The 22,168-nt window shown below is 68.8% G+C and carries 17 protein-coding genes and 1 pseudogene; 6 read left to right on the top strand and 12 right to left on the bottom strand.

What is annotated here, in order from left to right; all coding sequences use genetic code 11:
- Positions 1 to 16 precede the first annotated feature (16 nt).
- The 4 genes from clsB to DFR39_RS17485 are packed head-to-tail and all read right to left on the bottom strand — an operon-like array spanning position 17 to position 3,534.
- Entirely contained in the window at positions 17 to 1,303 is a 1,287-nt protein-coding gene (gene clsB, locus DFR39_RS17500; protein ID WP_133605132.1) for a cardiolipin synthase ClsB, read from the bottom strand.
- An 8-nt stretch (positions 1,304 to 1,311) separates the two neighbouring features.
- Entirely contained in the window at positions 1,312 to 2,109 is a 798-nt protein-coding gene (locus DFR39_RS17495; protein ID WP_419789850.1) for an endonuclease/exonuclease/phosphatase family protein, read from the bottom strand.
- The gene (gene nudB / locus DFR39_RS17490; protein ID WP_133605131.1) at positions 2,106 to 2,579 is read right to left on the bottom strand and encodes a dihydroneopterin triphosphate diphosphatase; all 474 of its coding nucleotides are present in this window, start codon (positions 2,577 to 2,579) and stop codon (positions 2,106 to 2,108) included. Before nudB ends, DFR39_RS17495 begins: the two co-directional genes overlap by 4 nt.
- Before the next feature lie 31 nt (positions 2,580 to 2,610).
- Positions 2,611 to 3,534, bottom strand: a complete 924-nt coding sequence (locus DFR39_RS17485) for a DMT family transporter (RefSeq protein WP_133605130.1) — start codon at positions 3,532 to 3,534, stop codon at positions 2,611 to 2,613.
- Between the two features lie 142 nt (positions 3,535 to 3,676).
- Here DFR39_RS17485 and DFR39_RS17480 point away from each other — a divergent pair, with 142 nt between their 5' ends.
- Entirely contained in the window at positions 3,677 to 4,138 is a 462-nt protein-coding gene (locus DFR39_RS17480) for an Lrp/AsnC family transcriptional regulator (protein WP_133605129.1), read from the top strand.
- Between the two features lie 16 nt (positions 4,139 to 4,154).
- On the opposite strand, the gene DFR39_RS20420 is transcribed toward DFR39_RS17480, so the two are convergent.
- The 8 genes from DFR39_RS20420 to DFR39_RS17440 all read right to left on the bottom strand — a co-directional run bounded on the left by DFR39_RS20420 (position 4,155) and on the right by DFR39_RS17440 (position 16,596).
- Positions 4,155 to 5,756: an ATP-binding protein gene (locus DFR39_RS20420; RefSeq protein WP_133605128.1), complete on the bottom strand. Its 1,602-nt coding sequence runs from the start codon at positions 5,754 to 5,756 to the stop codon at positions 4,155 to 4,157.
- A 109-nt stretch (positions 5,757 to 5,865) separates the two neighbouring features.
- Entirely contained in the window at positions 5,866 to 7,662 is a 1,797-nt protein-coding gene (aspS, locus tag DFR39_RS17470; protein ID WP_133605127.1) for an aspartate--tRNA ligase, read from the bottom strand.
- Between the two features lie 116 nt (positions 7,663 to 7,778).
- Positions 7,779 to 8,432 carry a DUF502 domain-containing protein gene (locus DFR39_RS17465; RefSeq protein WP_133605126.1) on the bottom strand — a complete coding sequence of 218 codons (654 nt, stop codon included), beginning with the start codon at positions 8,430 to 8,432 and terminating at the stop codon, positions 7,779 to 7,781.
- A gap of 6 nt (positions 8,433 to 8,438) precedes the next feature.
- Positions 8,439 to 8,783: an FmdB family zinc ribbon protein gene (locus DFR39_RS17460; protein WP_133605125.1), complete on the bottom strand. Its 345-nt coding sequence runs from the start codon at positions 8,781 to 8,783 to the stop codon at positions 8,439 to 8,441.
- A gap of 84 nt (positions 8,784 to 8,867) precedes the next feature.
- On the bottom strand, positions 8,868 to 10,346 hold the full coding sequence (locus DFR39_RS17455) for a high affinity choline transporter 1 (protein WP_211343900.1): 1,479 nt from the start codon (positions 10,344 to 10,346) through the stop codon (positions 8,868 to 8,870).
- 136 nt (positions 10,347 to 10,482) lie between these two features.
- Positions 10,483 to 14,439: a two-component regulator propeller domain-containing protein gene (locus tag DFR39_RS17450; RefSeq protein ID WP_133605124.1), complete on the bottom strand. Its 3,957-nt coding sequence runs from the start codon at positions 14,437 to 14,439 to the stop codon at positions 10,483 to 10,485.
- 73 nt (positions 14,440 to 14,512) lie between these two features.
- A complete protein-coding gene (gene ubiB, locus DFR39_RS17445) occupies positions 14,513 to 16,072 on the bottom strand; it encodes a ubiquinone biosynthesis regulatory protein kinase UbiB (protein ID WP_133605123.1) in 1,560 nt (519 codons plus the stop codon).
- The gene (locus DFR39_RS17440; protein ID WP_211343899.1) at positions 16,069 to 16,596 is read right to left on the bottom strand and encodes a hypothetical protein; all 528 of its coding nucleotides are present in this window, start codon (positions 16,594 to 16,596) and stop codon (positions 16,069 to 16,071) included. Before DFR39_RS17440 ends, ubiB begins: the two co-directional genes overlap by 4 nt.
- A 184-nt stretch (positions 16,597 to 16,780) precedes the next feature.
- On the opposite strand from DFR39_RS17440, the gene DFR39_RS17435 reads away from it, so the two are divergent.
- The 5 genes and pseudogenes from DFR39_RS17435 to DFR39_RS17415 all read left to right on the top strand — a co-directional run.
- Positions 16,781 to 18,175: an undecaprenyl-phosphate glucose phosphotransferase gene (locus DFR39_RS17435; RefSeq protein ID WP_211343898.1), complete on the top strand. Its 1,395-nt coding sequence runs from the start codon at positions 16,781 to 16,783 to the stop codon at positions 18,173 to 18,175.
- A 34-nt stretch (positions 18,176 to 18,209) separates the two neighbouring features.
- The gene (locus tag DFR39_RS17430) at positions 18,210 to 19,436 is read left to right on the top strand and encodes a porin family protein (RefSeq protein WP_133605122.1); all 1,227 of its coding nucleotides are present in this window, start codon (positions 18,210 to 18,212) and stop codon (positions 19,434 to 19,436) included.
- Between the two features lie 27 nt (positions 19,437 to 19,463).
- The gene (gene galE / locus DFR39_RS17425; RefSeq protein ID WP_133605121.1) at positions 19,464 to 20,492 is read left to right on the top strand and encodes a UDP-glucose 4-epimerase GalE; all 1,029 of its coding nucleotides are present in this window, start codon (positions 19,464 to 19,466) and stop codon (positions 20,490 to 20,492) included.
- Between the two features lie 2 nt (positions 20,493 to 20,494).
- The gene (locus DFR39_RS17420) at positions 20,495 to 21,931 is read left to right on the top strand and encodes a mannose-1-phosphate guanylyltransferase/mannose-6-phosphate isomerase (RefSeq protein WP_419789851.1); all 1,437 of its coding nucleotides are present in this window, start codon (positions 20,495 to 20,497) and stop codon (positions 21,929 to 21,931) included.
- A gap of 33 nt (positions 21,932 to 21,964) precedes the next feature.
- A pseudogene (locus tag DFR39_RS17415) lies at positions 21,965 to 22,168 on the top strand (nucleotide sugar dehydrogenase); the annotation flags it as partial.

Genomic DNA, 22,168 nt, shown 5'->3' with positions numbered 1-22,168 from the left:
GACCTCGGTCGCGGCCTCAGTACCGCCCCGTCGCCCCCGCCACGCGCAGATACACGTAGGCCCCCCAGGCCACCAGGGCGCGCACCAGCACACCGCGCAGGCTGGAGCCGCCCCATTGCCGCAGATCCACCCGACGCGACACCGCGGCCGCGCCCTCGAACTCCGCTGCCACCGCGCGCGCAAAGCCCGCGTCGCGCACCATCACATTGGCTTCCAGGTTCAGCAGCAGGGACAGCGGATCGATATTGGAGCTGCCCACCGTGGCCCAGCGCTCGTCCACCACCGCCACCTTGGCGTGCAAAAAGGCGGGCGTGTACTCGTAGATCTGCACCCCATGGCCCAGCAGCTCGGCGTAAAGCGCCTGAGCTGCCAGGCCCGCGATGCGGTAGTCCAGCTTGCCCTGCAGCAGCAGGCGCACCTGCACGCCGCGCCGTGCCGCATCGCGCAGCGCGCGCCGGAAGGCCTGGCCGGGGTAGAAGTAGGGCGAGATCAGGTCCACCCGCTCGCGCGCGGCGCGTATGGCATCGATATAGGCGCGCTCGATGGTGCGGCGCTGGCGCAAGTTGTCCCGCAGAACAAAGGCCGCGCAGACCGGCTCCAGCGCCTGGACCTCCGCTTCCACACGACGTCGTCCCCGCGGCATGCGCAGGCGCCGCGCCAGGCGGCGCAAGCGCCGCAGCGGCTCGGGGCTGCGCACCAGGGCCTGCAGCTCCTCGCCGAAGTCGCGCCCCAGCCAGGCGCGGGTCCAGACCGCCCGGGCCGCCTGCGCCACGGGCTGCACCGCCGGTCCGCGCAGAACCACGGCATAGTCCAGGCGCGGCTGCTCGGTCTGGCCATGGTTGAGGTCCATGCGGTCATCGATGATGTTGATGCCGCCCACAAAGGCGCGCTCCCCATCCACCACGCAGAGCTTTTGATGCAGACGGCGCAGCTGCCCCGGGTGCAGCCAGCGCCACCAGCGGTCTATGGGCCGGAACACCGCCAGCGCCACGCCGCTGCCGGCCAGGGCCTCGCGCAGCCAGGGCAGGCTGGCCTTGGATCCAAATCCGTCCACCACCACCCTCACCCTCACCCCGCGCGCGGAGGCCGCGCGCAGGGCGGCAACCGTCTCGGCCCCGGCCTTGTCGTGATGGAAGATATAGGTCGCGATCCAGACCTCGTGACGCGCCGCCGCGATGGCCTCGATCTGGGCCGGAAACAGCTCGTCCCCACCCCGGAGCAGGCGCAGCTCATTGCCGCCGCTGTACTCGGGCAGAACCTGCGCGTGCCAGGAGAAGAGGTGATCGGAGTCCGGGGCCGCCACCGTGCTCCTCAGGCGAGTTCGAACTCCGCCACCAGGGGCAGGTGGTCGGACATGCGAGCCCACACCGGTCCGCGCGGCACCTGGGTGGCCACGCAGCGCAGACCGCGGGTGTAGATGCGGTCCAGCGAGAAAAAGGGCAGCCGCGAGGGAAAGGTGGCCTGGCGCCGCCCGCCGGGCGCCTGGGCGCGGGCCAGGCCATGCTCGCGCATGGGCGCGTCCAGCTTTTCGCCCCAGTCATTGAAGTCGCCCGCCACCACCAGCAGGCCGTCTTCCGGAACCTCGGCCCGGATGTAGTCGGCCAGGCGCTGGACCTGGCGCACACGGCTGCCATGCATCAGGCCCAGATGGGCCACCACCGCATGCACGATCTGCGACTGCCATTGAACCTGCACATGCAGCAGGCCGCGCTGCTCGAAGCGGTGGTCCGAGACATCGTGGTGCCCCACCTCGCCCAGCGGCCAGCGCGACAGCAGGGCATTGCCATGCTCGCCATGCTTGGTGACGGCATTGGTGCGGTAGGCCACCTCATAGCCATCGGGCGCCAGAAACTCGGCCTGGCCCTGATCGGGCCAGCCAAACCAGGTGCGCTCGAACTGCTTGGCCTCGCGGTGGTGGAAGTGGCGCACCTCCTGCAAAAAGACCAGGTCCGCGTCCAGGGCCTCCACGCCCAGGCCCAGATTGTGGATCTCCAGGCGCTTGACCGGCCCCAGGCCGCGCACGCCCTTGTGGATGTTGTAGGTCGCCACACGCAGATGGGCGCCGGTCGAGGCGGCCCCGGCGGCCGCACGCAGGCCGGGGCGCATCATGCGGCGAACCTCGGCAGCTGCAGCACCGCCTCGGCATTGGAGGGCGAGAAGCACAGGTCCGCCGCCTCGCGCCAGGGCAGCCAGCGGTAGCGCAGATGCTCGCGCGGCGCCAGGCGCACCGGGGTGCCGGCGGGCACGGTCAGGCCGAACACATGCTCGGTGTTGTGGGTCACGCCCGGCGCGTAGCGATGCCGCCAGACCGGGTAGATCTCGTAGACATTGCTGAGCTGCCAGTCCCGCAGGCGGGCGTCCAGGGCGGCGATGTCCATGCCGGTCTCTTCCAGCACCTCACGCCGCGCGGTCTCGGCCGGCGCCTCGTCGGGGGCGTCCAGAGAGCCGGTCACGCTCTGCCAGAAGCCGGGCCGATCGGCCCGCTCCAGCATCAGCACGTCTAGCGCCGGGGTGTGTATCACCACCAGCACCGATTCGGGAATCTTGTAGGGTCGCGCCTGGACTGCACTCTCGCTCATGCGGCAAGCATAGCGGAGCCCGCAAGGGGCTTCAGCGCTGGGGGCGTTGGCTCCACAGCACCCCGGCCGCCACCAGCAGCATGCCCAGCAGGGTCAGGGCCTCGGGCCGCTCGCCAAACAGCGCCAGGGCCAGCAGGGTGGCCAGCACCGGCGTCAGCGCGCCGGCGCTGGCGCTGCGCTGCGCGCCCAGCCGGGCCACGGCAAAGCTGTAGCTCAGCGTGGAGATCAGGCCCACGCCCAGACCTTGCAGGGCCAGCTGCAGGCCCAGCTGGGCGGGGGCCAGCTCCAGGAGCTGCAGCGGGCCCTGGCTCAGCTGCCAGGCCAGCCAGGGCGCCAGCAGGCCCAGCGACACGCAGGAGATCAGAGCGGCAGCCTCCAGCGGCGCCAGGCGCGCCTCGCGCAGGGCCAGGGTGTAGGCCGACCACATCAGGCTGCCCAGCAGGAACAGGGCATAGCCCTGGGCCCGATCGCCTTGCCCCGCATTCAGGGCCAGCATGGTGGCCACGCCGGCCGCAATGCACAGCAGGGCCGGCCAGCGTGCCAGGGCCTGCCGTCCATGCAGGGCGGCCGCCAGCAGGGCCGTGAACAGCGGCAGGGTGCCGGGAATCAGGGTGGCGCCCTCGGCCACCGGCGCATGGCGCATGCCCCAGCCGGCGATCAGGAAATAGGGCAGACCGGCACCGGCCACGATGCTCAGCGTCAGCCGCCAGGGCAGCGCCATCAGGCGATGCCGGGCCCGCCACAGCACCGGCAGAAAGATCAGGCCGGCCGGCGCGAAGCGGATCAGGGCCAGCTCGGCCGGCGGCAGGGCCGCACGCGCGCCGGCACGCAGGGAAATGAAGAAACCGGCCCAGATGCACAGGGTCAGGGCCAGGGCGGCCCAGCCCTGCCAGGCCGGGGCGGTGTCGGAGGACGAGGGCCCCAGGGGCAGGGTGCGTACAGCGGAGGAGGACATGGGTACTGCAGGGGAAACCAGCAAAACTGCGCTCGCCATTCTCCGCAGGCAGCCGGGGCGTTTTGCACCAATATCCATTCCGAAAAGCAATGGCGACAGGCGATAATCACCAATAATCATTCAAATATTGGCGATTTCACCCATGGACCGCATAGACGCCCAGATCCTGGACCTGCTGCAGCGCGAGGGCCGGCTCAGCGTGGCCGAGCTGGCCGAGCGTGTGTCGCTCTCGCAAAGCCCCTGCGCGCGCCGTCTCAAGCGCCTAGAAGACAGCGGCCTGATCGCTGGCTACCGCGCCCAGCTGGACCGCCAGGCCCTGCAGTTGGGGACGACGGTCTTCGTCAATGTGCGGTTGATGCATCACCGCGCCGACGCGGTGCAGCAGTTCGAGGCCGCCATGCAGGCCATGGCCGAGGTCATCAGCTGCCATGTGGTCTCGGGCAGCCATGACTACCTGCTGGAGGTGGTGGTGGGGGCGCTGGGCGAGTACGAGCAGATCGTGCGCCGCCTGCAGTCCCTGCCGGTGGTGCAAGACATCAACAGCAGCTTCGCGATCCGCTGCGTGAAGAACGGCGCCCCCCTGCCCCTACGCGCCTGGGCCTGAGCCGGTCGCGCGGCGCTCAGGCCTGGGCGCTGCGCTCCAGATCCCGGGCCAGGGCCTCCAGGGCCACGCGATCCAGGCTGGGGGCCGCCAGCAGCTGACGCAGGCGCTGCGCCGCCTCGGCCAGCGACTGGCGCGCCGCCGGCGCGGCCGAGGCCTGGCCGGGCAGCTGGGCCAGCAAGCGCTCCAGCAGTGCCGCCAGTCGCTGAGCCCGTGCCACATCGGCCCGGGACCATTCAGCCCCTAGGGGACGCTGCAGCCACAGCACCCCCACCAGACGGGTCTGCACGCGCAGGCCCAGCTCCAGCCGGGACTGGCGGGGCCAATCCGCAGCACCCAGGGCCTGATCCAGCTCGGCGCGCCAGGGATGGGCCAGGCTGTCCGTCTGCTGCAGCGGCGTGCCGGGGGCGCTGAGCGCCTGCAGATAAGCCATGAGGGGCGCAGCCTCCAGCGCGGACGAACCCGCCAGATGGCGGTAGTGCCCGCGCCCCGACTCATCCCACCACAGCGTCAGAGCGCTGAGCTCCAGGCCCTCCAGCAGGCGCGGCAGCATGCCCGCCCAGGCCCGCTCCAGATCGGCCGGCATTTCCAGGGCCCAGGCCTGGCCCGCCAGCTCCAGCAAGAGGCCGTCGGCGCCGGTGGGGTCGGTATCGAAGCGTGCCAGGGCCTCCAGGCCCGCCGGCATCTGGTTCTGGGCCAGGCTGGCCTCCAGGCGCTGGGCCTGCTGAGCATGGTGCCAGCCGGGCCCCAGCTCACCCCGGGCCTGGGCCAGCTCGGCCAGGCGCGCATGGGCCGCGGCCTGCAGCGCACGGGCCTGCAAGCCCTCCGCCAGGTCCAGGGCCTCCTGGGCCAGGGACTGGGCCTGTGGCCCCTGGTCGAGTTCGCTGAGCAGCAGGCAGGCCTGCCCCTCCAGCCAGCGATAGCCGCAGGCGCGCGCCAGTTGCTGGGCCTGCCGGGCCAGACGGCCGGCCAGGACCGGGTCACCGCGGTCGCGGGCGCAGCGTGCGTGGTGCCAGATGGCCTCGGCCTGGTAGTCGCGGTGGCCGGCCTCGCGGGCCGCGCTGAGTGCCTCATCCAGGGCCGGCAGGGCCGCCTGCGGCCCCTGGGTGGCCCGCAGCGAGGCCGCCCGGTTCAGCGCGATCTTGGCGCGCAGATAGGCGTCCCCCGGCAAGCGCGCGTAATGCGCCTGGGCCTCCTCCAGCACCCGGCCGCCGCGGGCCCATTCGCCCAGGGCGTAGCAGAGATGGGCCAGGCCGATGCGGGCCTGGCAGGCGCTGCGCGAGTCGTCCGCGGCCCAGCCCAGGGTCTGGCTCCAGGCCTTGCAGGCCTGGTTGTAGTCGCCGCGCTGGTAGTGCAGGCGCCCCAGGGCCTCGCTCAGCTCGGCCGCATCGGCGTGGGCACGCTGGCGCTCGGCTAGGTCGCGGGCGCGCTCCAGGGCAGGCTGCAGCTCCAGCGAGCGGCCCCAGCGTTCCAGCACGAAGAACTCGCCCAGCAAGGCGGCCCGGCTGCTGCGCACATCGGGATTGCTGACCTGCCGTCGCAGCAGGGGCAGCATCAGGGCCGGGTGGCGCATGATGCCGCGCTCCCAGCGCGGCAGATGGACGTCGGTGCGAGGACTCATGGCGTGCAGATAGGGGCTAGGCGGCGGCAAAAGCGCAAGGATAGCGGCTGATGCGGCATGAAAAAGGGCGGCCAAGGCCGCCCTTCATGATTCAGCCAGCGGCGCCGGCTCAGGCTGCGGTGGCCGCGCCGGGGTTGCGCAGGCGGATGTGCAGCTCGCGCAGCTGCTTCTCGTCCACGTTGGACGGCGCGCCGGTCAGCAGGCACTGGGCGCGCTGGGTCTTGGGGAAGGCGATCACGTCGCGGATGGACTCGGCCTTGGTCATCAGCGTCACCAGACGGTCTAGGCCGAAGGCCAGACCACCATGCGGGGGCGCGCCGTACTGCAGGGCGTCCAGCAGGAAGCCGAACTTGATGCGCTGCTCTTCCGGCGTGATATTCAGGGCCTCGAAGACCTTGGCCTGCACCTCGGCGCGGTGGATACGCACCGAGCCGCCGCCCAGCTCCCAGCCGTTGAGCACCATGTCGTAGGCCTTGGCCACGCAGGCGCCCGGGTCGCTGCTCATCAGGTCCTCATGGCCATCCTTGGGCGCGGTGAACGGGTGGTGCACGGCGGCCCAGCGCTTGTTCTCCTCGTCTTCCTCGAACATGGGGAAGTCCACCACCCACAGCGGCGCCCAGCGGTCCTCGAACAGGCCGTTGGCCTTGGCGAACTCGCTGTGGCCGATCTTCAAGCGCAGCGCGCCGATCGAGTCGTTGACGATCTTGGCCTTGTCGGCACCGAAGAAGAGCAGGTCGCCGTCGGCGGCGCCGGTGCGCTTGAGGATCTCGGCAATGGCGGCGTCGTGCAGGTTCTTGACGATGGGCGACTGCAGACCTTCGCGGCCCTTGGCCACCTCGTTGACCTTGATCCAGGCCAGGCCCTTGGCACCGTAGATCTTGACGAACTCGGTGTAAGCATCGATCTCGCCGCGGCTCATCGCAGCGCCGCCCGGCACGCGCAGGGCCACCACGCGGCCACCCTTGGTGGTGGCGGGCGTGGAGAAGACCTTGAAGTCCACATCGCCCATCACATCGGTCAGCTCGGTGAACTGCAGCTTGACGCGCAGGTCGGGCTTGTCCGAGCCGTACAGATGCATGGCATCGGCGTACTTCATCACCGGGTAGTCGCCCAGCTCCACATTCATGGCCTTGCGGAAGACGTGGCGGATCATGCCCTCGAACATCGAGCGGATCTCTTCCTCGGTCAGGAAGGATGTCTCGATATCGATCTGGGTGAACTCGGGCTGACGGTCGGCGCGCAGATCCTCGTCACGGAAGCACTTGGTGATCTGGTAGTAGCGGTCGAAGCCGGCCACCATCAGCAGCTGCTTGAAGAGCTGGGGCGACTGCGGCAGCGCGAAGAACATGCCGTCGTGCACGCGGCTGGGCACCAGATAGTCGCGCGCGCCCTCGGGCGTGCTCTTGGTGAGCATGGGGGTCTCGATGTCCACGAAACCATGTTCGTCCAGGTACTTGCGGCACTCCATGGCCACGCGGTAGCGCAGCATCAGGTTGTTCTGCATGTAAGGGCGACGCAGGTCCAGCACGCGGTGGGTCAGGCGCGTGGTCTCGGACAGGTTCTCGTCGTCCAGCTGGAAGGGAGGCGTGACGCTGGCGTTCAGCACTTCCAGCTCATGGCACAGCACCTCGACCTTGCCGCTGGTCAGGCCGGCGTTCTCGGTGCCAGCGGGACGGGCGCGCACCTTGCCCACCACCTTGAGGCAGAACTCGTTACGCACGTCCTCGGCGATCTTGAACATCTCGGGGCGGTCGGGGTCGCAGACGATCTGCACCAGGCCTTCGCGGTCGCGCAGGTCGATGAAGATGACGCCACCGTGGTCACGGCGACGATGGGCCCAGCCCATCAGGGTCACGGTCTGGTCGAGCAGCTTCTCGCTGACTTGGCCGGCATAGCAGGTACGCATGATGTTCTTCTCCGGAATCTGTTCAGTCCGCGCGACGGGCGCGGATCGGGAATATCAAAGGGGGGACAGCGCTGGCAGGCGATGAGCCCTCAGGGTTGAGCGCGTGCTGAGAGCGCTCAACCCGGCTGATTTCGAGGCGTTGGCGCCGCCACCGCCGGCGCGGCCGGGGCCACCACCCCCATCGAGATGATGTACTTCAGGGCCTCGTCCACGCTCATGGCCAGGGGACGCACGCTCTCGCGCGGCATCATCAGGAAGAAGCCCGAGGTTGGATTCGGCGTGGTGGGCACGTACAGGCTCACATGCTCGCCGGGCAGGGCCTCGGCCACCTCACCGCCCGGGCGGCCGGTGACGAAGGCGATGGTCCAACTGCCCTCCCGCGGGTACTGCACCAGCACCGCCTCGCGAAAGGCATTGCCGCTGCTGGAAAACAGGGTGTCGGAAACCTGCTTGACCGAGTTGTAGATGCTCTTGACGATGGGAATGTTGGAGAGCAAGCGGTCCCATTGGCGCAGCCACCACTGGCCAAAGATATTGGCCACGAAGACCCCCGTCAGCAGCAGGGCCACAACCAGGATCAGCACCCCCAGACCCGGCACATGGCGCAGGGCCTCCAGATTGTTGTGCAGGGACAGGGGGGCCACGGCCTGCAAGGCGCTGAGCAGGGCCTCGAACACGCCGGTGATCAGGCCCAGCACCCACAGCAGCACCCAGACGGTGATCGCCAGGGGCAGCCAGACCAGCAGGCCGGTGATGATGTATTTCTTCACACGTGCTCAGTGGCAGGCGCAGGAGCCGCCGCAGGGGGTGGAGGCGGCACTGCTGCCGCCTTCGCCGCCGCTGCTGGCAGCAGCACCGCTGTCTGCGGCGGCGCTGCCGGTGCTGGCTGCCGCGCCGGTGGCGGCGCCCGCGGTGGCTGTGGCACTGCTGCCGCCACTACCACCCCGAAAGTCGGTCACATACCAGCCCGAGCCCTTGAGCTGGAAGCCCGCGGCCGTGACCTGCTTGCTGAAAGTCTCGGCGCCGCAGGCCGGGCAGGTGCTCAGGGGCGCATCGGACAGCTTCTGCAGCACGTCCTTGGCATGGCCGCAGGTGCCGCAGCGGTAGGCATAGATCGGCATGTTGACTGACTAAACCGTTGATTAAGAACGACGAATTATAGGCGCCCGGGTATTCCCGGCCGCCCCGACCCGCACGGTATCGGCTCAATGCTTGTGATGATGCGCCTGACGCTCATGCGCAATGGCGGCCTCAATCGACTGCCCCTGAGGCTTGAGGACCTGGGGCGCCAGCGAGCCCAGCAGCATGCCGATCATCGAGGCGGCAAAGCCCACCAGCTGAGGCGGAATCAGAGCATCGGCCGCGGTAGCTTCGGCACCGATCCAGAACAACAGGCCCATCACGATGGACACGAAGGCGCCCTGGGTCGAGGCGCGCTTCCAGAAGGCCCCCGCCACCAGGGGCACGAAGGCAGCGACCAGGGTCACCTTGTAGGCGTTCTGCACCATTTCATACATGGTCGAGCGCGAGTTCAGGGCAAACAGCAGGGCCCCCAGCGTGAAGGTGACCAGGACGATGCGCAGGGTCAGCAGGAACTGCCGATCGCTCATATGCGGCGCGAAGGGCTTGAGCACGTTCTCGGTAAAGGTGGCGGTGGGCGCCAGCAGGGTGCCACTGGCGGTGGACAAAATGGCCGAGAGCAGCGCGCCGAAGAACATGATCTGGGCCCACAGCGGCATCTTGGTCAGAATCAGCTCGGGCAGGATGCGCTGCACGACACGGCCGTCCTCGTTGCCGAACAGCTCGGACAAGGCCGGATCCATCACCAGGGCCGAATAGGCGATGAAGATGGGCACGGCGGCGAACAGCAGGTAGACGGTCGCGCCCAGCAAGGTGCCGCGCACCGCGGTCTTCTCATCCTTGGCGCTGGTCATGCGCTGGAACACGTCCTGCTGCGGCACCGAGCCGAAGGCCACGGTCAGGAAGCCGGCCGCCAAGGCCCAGATGGCCGCGGCGTCGGCATCGGGCGAGATGAACTGCAGCTTGCCCGCGGCCACCGCATGGTCGACCACCTTGCCCATGCCGCCGGCCATATCGCCCACCAGAAAAGCCACCAGGCTCAGGCCAATCAGGATGATGACGGTCTGGAACAGATCGGTGAAGGCCACCGACCACATGCCACCAAACATGGTGTAGATCATCACCACCGCGGCGCCGCCCAGAATGGCATGGTTCAACTCGATCGTTCCGGCCGAGAGAATATGGATCACCAGACCCAGGGCGGTCATCTGGGCCGAGGTCCAGCCCAGGTAGGACAGGGTGATGGCGATGCTGGTCAGCACCTCGACGCCCTTGCCATAACGCTTTTTGTAGAAGTCGCCGATGGTCAGCAGATTGAGGCGGTAGAACAGACGCGCGAACAGCAGGGCTGCCAGAAACAGGGCCGCCGAGGCGCCAAATGGATCGCCCGGAATGCCGCCCAAGCCGCTCATCGCGAAGGTTGCCGACACCGCCAGCACCGTCTCGGCACCGAACCAGGTGGCGAACACGGTCGCGACGTTCATGTACAGGGGCAGGCTGCGACCCGCCACCAGATAGTCCTTCGCATTGGCCACCTTGCGGGCGGCCATCAGGCCGATGCCGATGGTGATCAGCATGTAAATGACGACAAAAGTGACCAGCACGGCGCACTCCGTGAAAGTGGTGATAAGGGCGGCAGCGCCCGGCTCGGGCCTGCCATCGGCAGAAAATGGCGCGCAAGTTTAGCCGCAGTCAGGCGGGCACGCTCCCCGGGGAGCCCCCATCGACGCGGGGCTTGCCCTAGGCACTGCCCCCCAGCGGCGCCACCCGCGGCAGCAGCAACTCGAAGCGGGTGCCCTGCCCCGGCACGCTGCTGGCCGTGATCTGGCCGCCCAGCAGGGAATGCACGATGGTGTAGCAGATGTGCAGCCCCAGGCCGCTGCCGCCCTTGCCCATCTTGGTGGTGAAGAAGGGGTCGAAGATGCGCGGCAGCAGCTCCGGCGCGATGCCACGCCCATCGTCGCTGAAGAGCAGACGCACCCGGTCCGGCCCCAGGGCCTCGGCGCTCAGCTGCATGCGCCCGCCACGACGCCCCTCGAAGCCGTGCAGCATGGCGTTCAGCATCAGATTGCTCAGCACCTGCTCCAGCGGGCCGGGAAAGCTGTCGAACACCAGGCCCTCGGGCACAGACAGCTCCAGGCTGTGTTCCTCACGCCGCAAGCGGTTGTCCAGGGTCAGGGCCAGCTCCGCACAGACCTTGGCCAGATCGAAACTGCGCCGCTGCTCCGAGGTCTGATCCACGGCCAGCTGCTTGAAGCTGCTGACCAGCTGGGCCGCACGGCTCAGACTGCGTACCAGCAGTTCACCCGACTCAGCGCTGCCGGCGCAGAACTGCTCCAGCTCCGAGCGCCTTAGCGAGCCGCTCTGGCTCCGCTCCAGAAAGCGGCGGCTGGAATCCTGCAGGGTGCTGGCCACCAGCAGGCTGTTGCCGATGGGCGTGTTCAGCTCATGCGCCACCCCGGCCACCAGGGCGCCCAGGGAGGCCAGCTTTTCCTGCTCCACCAGCTGGGCCTGGGTCAGCTGCAGGCGGTGATAGGCCTCGGCATTGTCCAGGGCCACGGCCGCATAGGCCCCCAGCGTGGCCAGGATGTCCAGATCGGTCTCATGGTAGGCATCGGGGCGCTCGCTGAGCACGCTGATCACACCGATCACCTGCTCCTTGAGCCGCATCGGCACATAGAGCGCCGAGCGCGCCGCCGCCGGCTCGCTGCCGTCGAGCAGGCGCACACGCTCCTGCCCCTCCTGATGGCGCACACGGGCGTCCAGTTCGCGGTTGTCACCCCCCAGATCGCTGATCAGCAGCGGCTCGCCGCTGAGCACGCAGCGGGTGGCGGCCTGCTCGGGCGCATCCAGGCTGCGGCGGTAGGGCTCGAAGGGACGGCCCAGCTGCATCACATAGTCGAAGTCGATCACGCGGCGGTCCCAACGCACCAGGCCCACCCCAAAGACCTGCACCGGCATCAGCGCCTGTACATGGCGGTACAGGGCGCTCTGTATGGCCTGCAGGTCCAGCGAGGCGGTGATCTCGCGCCCGATCTCGCTGAGCGTGGCAATCTGCTGCCGCCCGCGCTCGGCGGCACGCTTCTCCACCTCCAGCTGCTCGCGCTGCGCCAGGACCTCCGCGGTGCGCTGCTCCACCTGACGCGCCAGCTGGGCGCGCCCCCGCTCCAGCACCCGCAGCCTCAGGTGCCAGACCGCCATCAGCGACAGAACCAGACCCAGCAGCAGCAGGCCACGGAACCAGGTGCTGCGCCACCAGGGCGGCACCACCTCCAGCTCCAGCAGCAGGCGCGACTCGCCCCAGGCACCGTCCGGACTGCCCGCGCGGGCATGCAGGCGATAGCGCCCCGGGTCCAGATTGGTGTAGGTCGCCAGCCCCTCCCCCGGCGTGCCCTGGATCCAGCCGGCATCGAAGCCCTCCAGCCGCCAGCTGTAGCGGTTGTGCCCGCGGGCGTAGAAATGCAGGGCCGACAGCTCGAAGCTGACCATGACCTCGCGGTGAGTCAGCCGCAGCTGCCGCAGCTGGGACAAGGGCCCCGCGATGCCCAGGGCCTGCAGGCTGGACGCGGCGTCCGCCGGTCCGGCAGGCCCCGCAGGCCCCGCGGGCGTATCGTCTTGCGCCTGCACCGAGCGGTTGTAGATACGCACATCCGAAAGCTGCACCGCAGGGGGCACGGGGTTGTCGCGGAGGTTGTCCGGATGAAAGCTCAGCAAGCCCTGGCCGCCGAAGAAAAGCCCCCCGTCCACACCACGTGCCGCGGCGCCAAAGCTGAAGCCACCGACCAAGCTACCGTCGCGCGCCGGGTAGTGGCGCAGCTGCCGGCTCTCGGGGTCCAGCCGCGTCAGGCCCTGGGCGCCGGTGAACCACAGCAGCCCACCTTGGCTGTCCTGCAAGCCATGGATCCAACCCGGCGGCATGCCCGGCAGCTCGCGCCAGGAGCGCAGCCCCCAGCCGCCCGGTGAGCCGGGCCGGCGCTCCAGCTCGTACAGGCCCAGCTGGGTGCCCAGCCAGATACGCCCCGCGGCATCCTGGCGCATGGCGTAGATCATCAGCTCCTCGGGGCGGGCCTGCACGGCATCCGGGCGCAAAGGTCGCAGCAGGCGCTGGCTGGCCTCGTCCCAGAGATGCAGGCCGCCCTTGGTCCCCACCCACAGACGCCCTTCCCGGTCTTCCAGCAGGCAGTCCACCACCTCGTGGCCCAGCCCCGTCTCCGGACCGGCACGCAGCAGCTGACGCCGCCCGTCCGGCCGCAGCAGATGCAGCCCCGCGGCGCTGGCGGCCCAGAGCCGCCCCTGCTGGTCCAGCTGCAGGGCGCTGATGGAGAGCGAGCCCCCGCTGGCCGTGTCGAGCTCAATGCGGCGGCCGCGCCGGCTCAGGGGATCCAGCAGCCACAAGCCCTGCTCACCGCCCACCCACAAGCCCATGCCGGGTTGGCGCAGCAAGGCTTTCACATGCGTCACGGGCAGCTGTTCCAGGCTGACCCGCTCCACCTCGCCGCTGAACAGATGCAGGCGGTTCAAGCCCCCCCCGTAGGTGCCCACCCAGACATGCCAGGCATCGTCCGGGGTGACCGCCTGCACCACAGGGTGGGAGAGGCTCTTGCTTTCGCCGGGCACCGACAGATAGCTGCGCATGCCGCCGCTGCGCAGATCCACCAGGGAGATGCCGCTGGACCAGGTGCCCACCCACAGCACGCCGCTGCGGTCCTGGTAGACGGAGGCGACATCGTCCGCCGCCAGGCTGCGCGGCAGGGCCGGATGATGGCGGAACTGCTCGGCCACCGCGGCCCCCTCGCGCCAGCGCCACAGCCCCTGATTGCCGCTGCCCAGCCAGATGGAGCCCTCGGCATCGCGCCACAGGGCGCGCAGGGAGTCCTGAGGCAGGCCCAGGCGCTGGGGCAGATCGCTGAGGCTGCCGTCGCTGAGGTCGAAGATGAGCACGCCCTGCCCCGTGCCCAGCCACAGCCGACCGCGCCCATCCAGCGCCAGGCTGCGCCCGCCGGGCTGCATGCGCAGGGGCTGGGATATGGGAATGCGGCGCTGCACCTGCTCCTGCGCATCCAGCTGCAGCAACTCGCCCCGCCCCACCAGCCACAGCCCCCCCTGCTCGTCCGAGGCCATGGCCAGCAAACGTCCCGAGCCCGGCCGCAAGGGATCGGGCAGGGCCACCGGGCGGGCTTGGGCGCTTGCGGGGTCAAAGCGCAGCAGCGCCTGGTGCGTCAACACCCAGAGTGCGCCACCCGGGGCGGGCAGCAGGCCCAGCACCGGCTGGGAGCCGCCCGCCGCGGGCCCGGGCAGCGCATGGCGCCGCAGGGATTCGCGCTGCAGATCGATCTCATGCAAGCCATTGCCCGTGCCCACCCAGAGCCGCCCGGCCGGGGCCTCCAGCAGGCTGAGCACATGCGGATGATCCAGGCTGTCGGCCCTGGCGGGATCGGCGGCAAAGTGGCGGGCGCGCCGGCCGTCGAAGCGGAAGAGCCCATTGGTCGTGCCCAGCCACATCTGGCCCTGCCGGTCCTGCAGGGCCACCATCAGGGCCTCTTGGTTCAGCGTGGACTCATGGCGCAGATGCTCGAAACGCAGCTGCTGCAAAGACCCCGCGGCAGCGGGCATCAGGCCCACAAGCCACAGGCCGAGCAGCCCGGCCAGGGCTCGGATCAGCAGGCGAGAAGTCGAGACGAGGCGGGCGACGGCCATGCCGCCAGCCTAAGGGGAAATCGGCGCGGGTGAAAGCCGGGAATTGCCGGGAGAAGGCCGAGCGCCGCCAGACTCAGTGGAGCCAGCCGCCACGCACCAGGATCTGGGCCAGCACCAGGCCCACGGTGAAACCCAGGCCGACGAACAGCAGCACGCGCAACAGGCGGTTGGTGCTGCGCTGCTCGTTCAGCAGGGCCAGCAGCAGCTCGCGCTCATGGCCCTCGGCCCGGCGGCGCAGGCCGTCGTGCAGGAGGCGCGGCAGCTCGGGGAATATCTGGGCGAAGCGCGGGGCCTCCTTCTTGATCTGGCCCACAAAGGCGCGCCAGCCCACCTGCTCGTCCATCCAGCGCTCAAGAAAGGGCTTGGCCGTGGCCCAGAGGTCCAAATCGGGGTCCAGCTGCCGGCCCAGGCCCTCGATATTGAGCAGGGTCTTTTGCAGCAGCACCAGCTGGGGCTGGACCTCCACATTGAAGCGGCGCGAAATCTGGAACAGGCGCATCAGGACCTGGCCCAGGGAAATGTCCTTGAGCGGGCGGTCGAAATGCGGCTCGCAGACGGTGCGCACCGCGCCTTCCAGCTCATCCACCCGGGTCTCGGCCGGCACCCAGCCCGACTCGATATGCAGCTCGGCCACGCGCTTGTAGTCACGGCGGAAGAAGGCGATGAAGTTTTGCGCCAGGTATTCCTTGTCGGTCTCGGTGAGCGTGCCGATGATGCCGAAGTCCAGGGCCACATAGCGGCCGAAGGTGGCCGGGGCCAGGCTGACCTGGATATTGCCCGGGTGCATGTCCGCATGGAAGAAGCCATCGCGGAAGACCTGGGTGAAGAAGATGGTCACCCCGTCACGGGCCAGCTTCTTGATGTCCACGCCCGCATCGCGCAGGCGCTGCAGCTGGGAGATGGGCACGCCGGACATGCGCTCCATCACGATGACCTCGCTGCTGCACAGATCCCAGTGCATCTCGGGCACCAGGACCAGGTTCAGACCGTCCATATTGCGCCGCAGCTGGGCCGCATTGGCCGCCTCACGCACCAGGTCCAGCTCGTCGTGCAGGTATTTGTCGAACTCGGCCACCACCTCGCGCGGTTTGAGCCGTCGACCATCGGCCGAGAAGCGCTCCACCCAGCCCGCCAGCGTGCGCAACAGAGCCAGATCATCATCGATCACATCCAGCATGCCCGGCCGCAGCACCTTGACCGCGACCTCGCGCCCGTCGGGCAGGGTGGCGAAATGCACCTGGGCAATCGAGGCACTGGCCACGGGCTCGGCCTCGAAACTGGCAAACAGCTGCTCGATGGGGCGCCCGAAGGCCCGCTCCACCAGGGCGCGCGACTGCGCTGCCGGGAAGGGCGGCACCCGGTCCTGCAGCAGGGACAGCTGCTCGATGATGTCGCCCGGCAGCAGATCGCGCCGGGTGGACAACACCTGCCCGAACTTCACGAAGATGGGCCCCAGATGCTCCAGGGCCAGACGCAGGCGCTCGCCGCGCGGCTGCTCCCAGGTCCTGCCGCCCGCCACCAGGCGACGCAGCAGGCGCACGCGCCGCTGCCTGAAGCCCGACAGGGCCAGGTCATGCAGACCGAATCGCGCGAAGGTCCAGAGTATGACCAGCAGGCGCGCCAGATACCTCATGCGCCGGAACCGCCGGCCGCACCGGGCATCAGCCGGGCCGCACTCTTGGCCAGCAGGGCCAGGCCTTGCGCCACCGCCCGGCCCCAGCGGGCCAGTTGGTGAGCGGGTGCCGGGCCCACGATCTGAGCCAGATCGTCCTCGATGTCCCAGCGCAAGTTGTCCATCAGCCAGCTCAGGTCGGCCGCAAAGGCCGCATCCCCCTGGACCGACACCTGGGGCTTTTCGCCGGTCAGTGCACCCAGGGCCAGCAGGGCCGGATTGCTGGCATCAAGCTCGATGCGCAAGGCCTCAGGCGGCAGCTCGTCCAGACGCTCCAGCAGACCGGCCCGGGTGATGCCCAGGGCCAGATCGGGCGCCGCCGGCAGCAAGGCCGGCCAGCCGCGCAGATGCACCACGATGGCACGTCCGGCATGCGGGACCAGTCGCGCCGTTGCCACGGGCTCACGGCCGATGACATGGTTAAGCAACAAGCAGATGCGATCCTGCACTGCCGGTGCCAAAAGCTTGGACCATTCTTCAAACATGCGGCGATTGTAGGCAGGCCCGTGGCAACGCTGAGCTAGGGGGGCCGAGATGCCCTGCCAGGCCACAAGGATGAGGGAGAATCCGCCGCACACAACCGTCCCCAGCTAAAGGGGCGGTCGGAACGACGTGCGTGCGGGGCAACAGGACTGCAATGCCCGAGCACACACCAGGAGCGTGAGGACGATGTTTGAGGATCGCAGTTACAAGAGGACTTTCTATAGCGCCCCCCAATCGGTCGAGTCACTGATTGCCGCCTTTCTGGAGCCCGGCCTCATCGTCCTGAGCTATCTGGCCGTCAATGCCTGGTTCGACGAGCCGGTGCTGCGCTCCACCCTCACCCTGTGCCTGCTGGTCTTTGCGCTCACCTTCCCGGGCCGCAACCGCTTCTCCGAGCACCCGGCCAGCGCCGCCGTCGATGTGCTGAGCTCCTGGCTCATGCTGCTGGGCATCCTGGCCCTGTGCGGCTATGCCACCAACAGCATGGGCTACTTTGAGGACCATGTGCTGCTGTGGTGGGCCGGCCTGACCCCGGTGCTGCAAATGCTGGCCATTGAATGCGGGCGGCGCATTCTGCTGTGGCGCGCCGAACGCCCCGAGGCCCGGCGCAGCGCCGTCATCGTGGGCGGCGGCGCCCTGGGTGTCAAGGTGTCGCGCGCCCTGCTAGAAGGCCGTGACCGCAGCCATGTGCTGGACGGCTTCTTCGACGACCGCACCGACGACCGGCTGCACGCCGAGGCCGCCCCCAAGCTTCTGGGTGGCCTGGGCCAGGTGGGCGACTATGTGCGCGAGCACGGCGTGCGCGAGGTCTACATCACCCTGCCCCTGGGTTCCCAGCCCCGCATCATGCAGCTGCTGGAGCAGCTGCAGGGCACGACCGCCTCGCTCTACTTCGTGCCCGATGTCTTCGGCATCTCCATCATCCAGGGGCGCCTGCAGGACATGAACGGCGTGCCCGTGGTGGGCATCTGCGAAACCCCCTTCACGGGCACCAATGAGCTGGTCAAGCGCATCAGCGATATCGTGCTCTCGCTCCTCATTCTGGTCCTGATCTCGCCCGTGCTGCTGGCCGTGGCCATAGGTGTCAAGCTCAGTTCCCCCGGGCCCATCATCTTCAAGCAGCGCCGCAACGGCCTGGATGGTGAGGAGATCATCGTCTACAAGTTCCGCTCCATGCGTGTGATGGACAACGGTCCGGTGGTCAAGCAGGCCACCAAGGACGACCCGCGCATCACCAAGTTCGGCGCCTTCATACGCCGCACCTCGCTGGACGAGCTGCCGCAGTTCATCAATGTGCTGCAGGGGCGTATGAGCATCGTGGGCCCGCGCCCGCATGCGGTGGCCCACAACGAGGAATACCGCCAGCTGATCAAGGCCTATATGGTGCGCCACAAGGTCAAGCCCGGCATCACCGGCTGGGCCCAGGTCAACGGCCTGCGCGGCGAGACCGACACCGTGGACAAGATGAAGGCCCGGGTCGAATACGATCTGGAATACCTGCGCAACTGGTCCCTGGGGCTGGACCTGCAGATCATCGTGCGTACCGTGCGCCTGATGGTCTTCGACCGCCACGCCTACTGAAGCAACCACAAGAAGAAGCCGAGAGCCCCCAGCCATGAGCCCGACCTTCCCGCCCCGCGTGCGTCCCGTGCTTGCCGCCCTGAGCCTGCTGAGCGCGGCGTCCGTCCAGGCCCAGCAAAGCCCCTACTATGTGGGCGGCGCCCTGGGCCTGACCCAGGTCTCCAATCTCTATCGCACCAGTGAGGGTCAACCGCGCAACGACGACCGGGTCAGCACCGCCACCCTGCTGGCCGGTCTGGACCAGCGCCTGGGTCGCCAGCGCCTGTTTGGCGATGCCTCCCTGCGCAACAACCGCTACGCCCGCAACAAGACCCTGGACAACAACGGCTACGCCCTGAACGCCGGCCTGGACTGGGAGACCGTGGGCCGCCTGGCGGGCCAGCTCAGCCTCAATGCCAACCGCAATCTGGCCCAGTTCAACCCCGGTGGTGGAGCCCCCTCGGTCACCAAGAAGAATATCGAGCAGACCCAGCAGGCGCGTGCCTCGGTGCGCTATGGCCTGCTGTCCCTGCTGACCCTGGAAGCTTCGCTCACCCACCGCAAGCGCGAGTACTCGGCCAGCGAGTACGACGGCTACGACTTCAGCCAGGACACCGTCGCCCTGGGCCTGATCTACCGCCCGCGCGCGGCGCTGAGCCTGGGCGTCTCCCTGCGACACACCGAGGGCTACTACCCCAACATCCCCTTTGGCGGCAGCTTTCTGCGTGACGACTTCAAGGGCGACGACCTGGACTTCACGGTGGACTGGCGGCCCAGTGGCGCCTCCAGCCTGAACGCCCGTCTGAGCACCAGCCGCCGCGACCGCAGCCTGGTGAGTTCGCGCGACTTCTCCGGCCTGACCGGTGCTGTGAGCTGGCGCTGGCAGCCCACGGCCAAGCTGCAGATCAACACCAGCCTCAGCCGCGACACCGGCGACGAAAACTCCTTCCAGAACCTGGGCAATCTGGGCAGTGTCAACAGCGACTTCAGCCGCGTCACCAACAGCCTGCAGATCAACAGCAGCTACGAGCTCAGCAGCAAGCTGCTGCTGGACGCCGGCCTGGCCTATAGCGACCGCAGCTTGAGCAACCGTCTGGGCCTGCGCGAGTCCTCGGGTGCCGAGAAAACCAGCTCCGTCAACCTGGGCATGCGCTGGCTGTTCAGCCGCGCCGGCCTGTTGGGCTGCCAGATCAACTACGACCAGCGCCGCGCCGATCTCACAGTCTCTCTGCCCTACGACGCCGACAGCTATGGCTGCTATGTGCAGCTCACCCTGCGCTGAGCCCTCAGCGCCGCACAGTTCAAGACCATGACCGCCAAGATCCTGCTCACCGGTGCCACCGGCTATATCGCGTCCCACACCTGGCTGGCCCTGCTGGAGGCCGGCTTCGAGGTGGTGGGCGTGGACAATTTCTCCAACAGCTCGCCCGAGGTGCTCAAGCGCCTGGAGCGCCTGAGCGGCCGGCCGCCGGTCTTTGAACGCGCCGATGTCTGCGACGAGGCTGCGCTGGAGGCCGTGTTCGCTGCCCACAAGCCCGCCGCCGTGGTGCACTTTGCCGCCTTCAAGGCCGTGGGCGAGTCCACGGCCATGCCCCTGGCCTATTACCGCAACAATCTGGGCGGCCTGATCAACACCTGCGAGACCATGAAGCGCCACGGCTGCGCCCGCATGGTCTTCAGCTCCAGTGCCACGGTCTATGGCGCGCCGCGCCCGCAAGACCTGCCCCTGCGCGAAGATGCCGCACTGTCGGCCGTGAACCCCTACGGCGCCACCAAGCTGATGGGCGAGACCATTCTGCGCGATCTGGGCGCGGCCGAGCCCGACTGGCAGACCGCCTGCCTGCGCTACTTCAACCCCGTGGGCGCGCACGAAAGCGGCCTGATCGGCGAGGACCCGCGCGGCATCCCCAACAATCTGATGCCCTATGTGGCCCAGGTGGCCGTGGGCCGCCGTGCCGAGCTGCAGGTCTTTGGCAATGACTACGAGACACCGGACGGCACCGGCGTGCGCGACTACATCCATGTGGTGGATCTGGCCGAGGGCCATGTGGCGGCCCTGCGCTACCTGCTGGCAGGCGGCGAGTCGCTCACGGTCAATCTGGGCACGGGCCAGGGCTATAGCGTGCTGGACCTGGTGCGGGCCTACGAGGCCGCCAGCGGCCGCCCCATCCCCTACCGCATCGCCCCGCGCCGCGCGGGCGATGCCGCAGCCTGCTGGGCCGACCCCGCGCTTGCGCGTGAGAAGCTGGGCTGGAGCACACGCTACGATCTGGCGCGCATGTGCCAGGACAGCTGGCGCTGGCAGCATATGAACCCGCGAGGCTACGAGCAAGCATGAGCATGAGCATGATCCAGCCCGTCATCATGGCCGGCGGCAGCGGCACCCGGCTGTGGCCCCTGTCGCGCGCCGGCTACCCCAAGCAGTTCCTGGTGCTGGAAGGCAATACCAGCCTGTTCCAGCAGGCCGCGCAGCGCCTGGCCGGCCTGGGCGGCCATGGGCAGCAAGCCCTGCCCCCCATCATCGTGGGCAATGAGGAGCACCGCTTCTTGGTGCTGGACCAGCTGCGCGAGCTGCGCCTGGAGCCCGATGCCGTCATGCTGGAGCCCCTGGGCCGCAACACCGCGCCGGCCCTGACCCTGGCCGCCCTGCAGGCCCTGGAAGCAGGCCAGGACCCCGTGCTGGTGGTCACGCCGGCGGACCAGACCATTGGCGATGGCGCGGCCTTCGGCGGCGCCCTGCATCAGGCCGTGCAGCAGGCCGCCGAGGGCGCCGTCGTGATCCTGGGCATCACGCCCGACCGACCGGAGACGGGCTACGGCTACATCCGCACCGTGGCCGATGGCGCGGCGCTGGCCGTGGCCCAGTTTGTGGAGAAGCCGGATCTGGTCACGGCCGAGAGCTATCTGCGTGAAGGGGGCTACTACTGGAACAGCGGCATGTTCGTGCTGCGCGCCAGCCGCTGGGTCGAGGCCCTGCAAGCCTTCCGCCCCGACATCCTGGCCGCCACCCAGGCCGCCTTCGCGGCCCGCAGCGTGGACGCCAAGTTCGTGCGCCCGGCCAAGGCCGAGTTCGCCGCTGTGCCCGCCGAGTCGGTGGACTACGCCGTGATGGAACGCTTGCCCGGCAGTGCGCTCATGCCGCTGCGCATGGTGCCCCTGAACGCGGGTTGGAACGATCTGGGCGCCTGGGAGGCCGTCTGGCAGGTGGCGGTCAAGGATGAGGCCGGCAATGCCGCCCGCGGCGACGCCATCGTGGCCGACAGCCGCAACACCCTGGTCCATGCCACCAGCCGTCTGGTCTCGGTGGTGGGCCTGGAGGACGTGGTAGTCGTGGAAACGCCCGACGCCGTGCTGGTGGCCGACCGCGCCCGCAGCCAGGATGTGAAGAAGATCGTCCAGCAGCTGGACAGCAGCCAGCGCGGCGAGCACACCCTGCACCGCAAGGTGCACCGCCCCTGGGGCTGGTACGACAGCATCGACAACGGCCCGCGCCACCAGGTCAAGCGCATCATGGTCAAGCCCGGCGCGAGCCTGAGCCTGCAGATGCACCACCACCGCGCCGAACACTGGATCGTGGTGTCCGGCACGGCCGAGGTCACCGTGGGCGACAAGATCATCCTGCTCAGCGAGAACCAGAGCACCTATATTCCGCTGGGCGTCACCCATCGTCTGGCCAACCCGGGCAAGCTGCCGCTGGAGATCATCGAAGTCCAGTCCGGCTCCTACCTGGGCGAGGACGATATCGTCCGTTTTGAAGACACCTATGGACGTCAGTAAGGCGCCCACTCACTGCGATCAAGGGAGAGCATCTTGTCAGTTGTCGCAGTAATCGGTCTGGGCTATGTCGGCCTGCCCCTGGTGGTGGAGTTCGGCAAGCATATGCGCACCATCGGCTTTGATATCGCCGAGTCCAAAGTGGAAGCCTGCCAGCGTGGCACGGATCCCTCGCGCGAGCTGAGCGATGAGCAGGTGCAGGCCGCCAAGCATGCCGTCTACACCGCCGACCCGGCCCTG

Origin of the sequence: Roseateles asaccharophilus, assembly GCF_004362405.1 — a bacterium.
Classification (GTDB): Bacteria; Pseudomonadota; Gammaproteobacteria; order Burkholderiales; family Burkholderiaceae_C; genus Kinneretia; species Kinneretia asaccharophila.
This window is presented reverse-complemented; position numbering and strand designations above follow the sequence as displayed.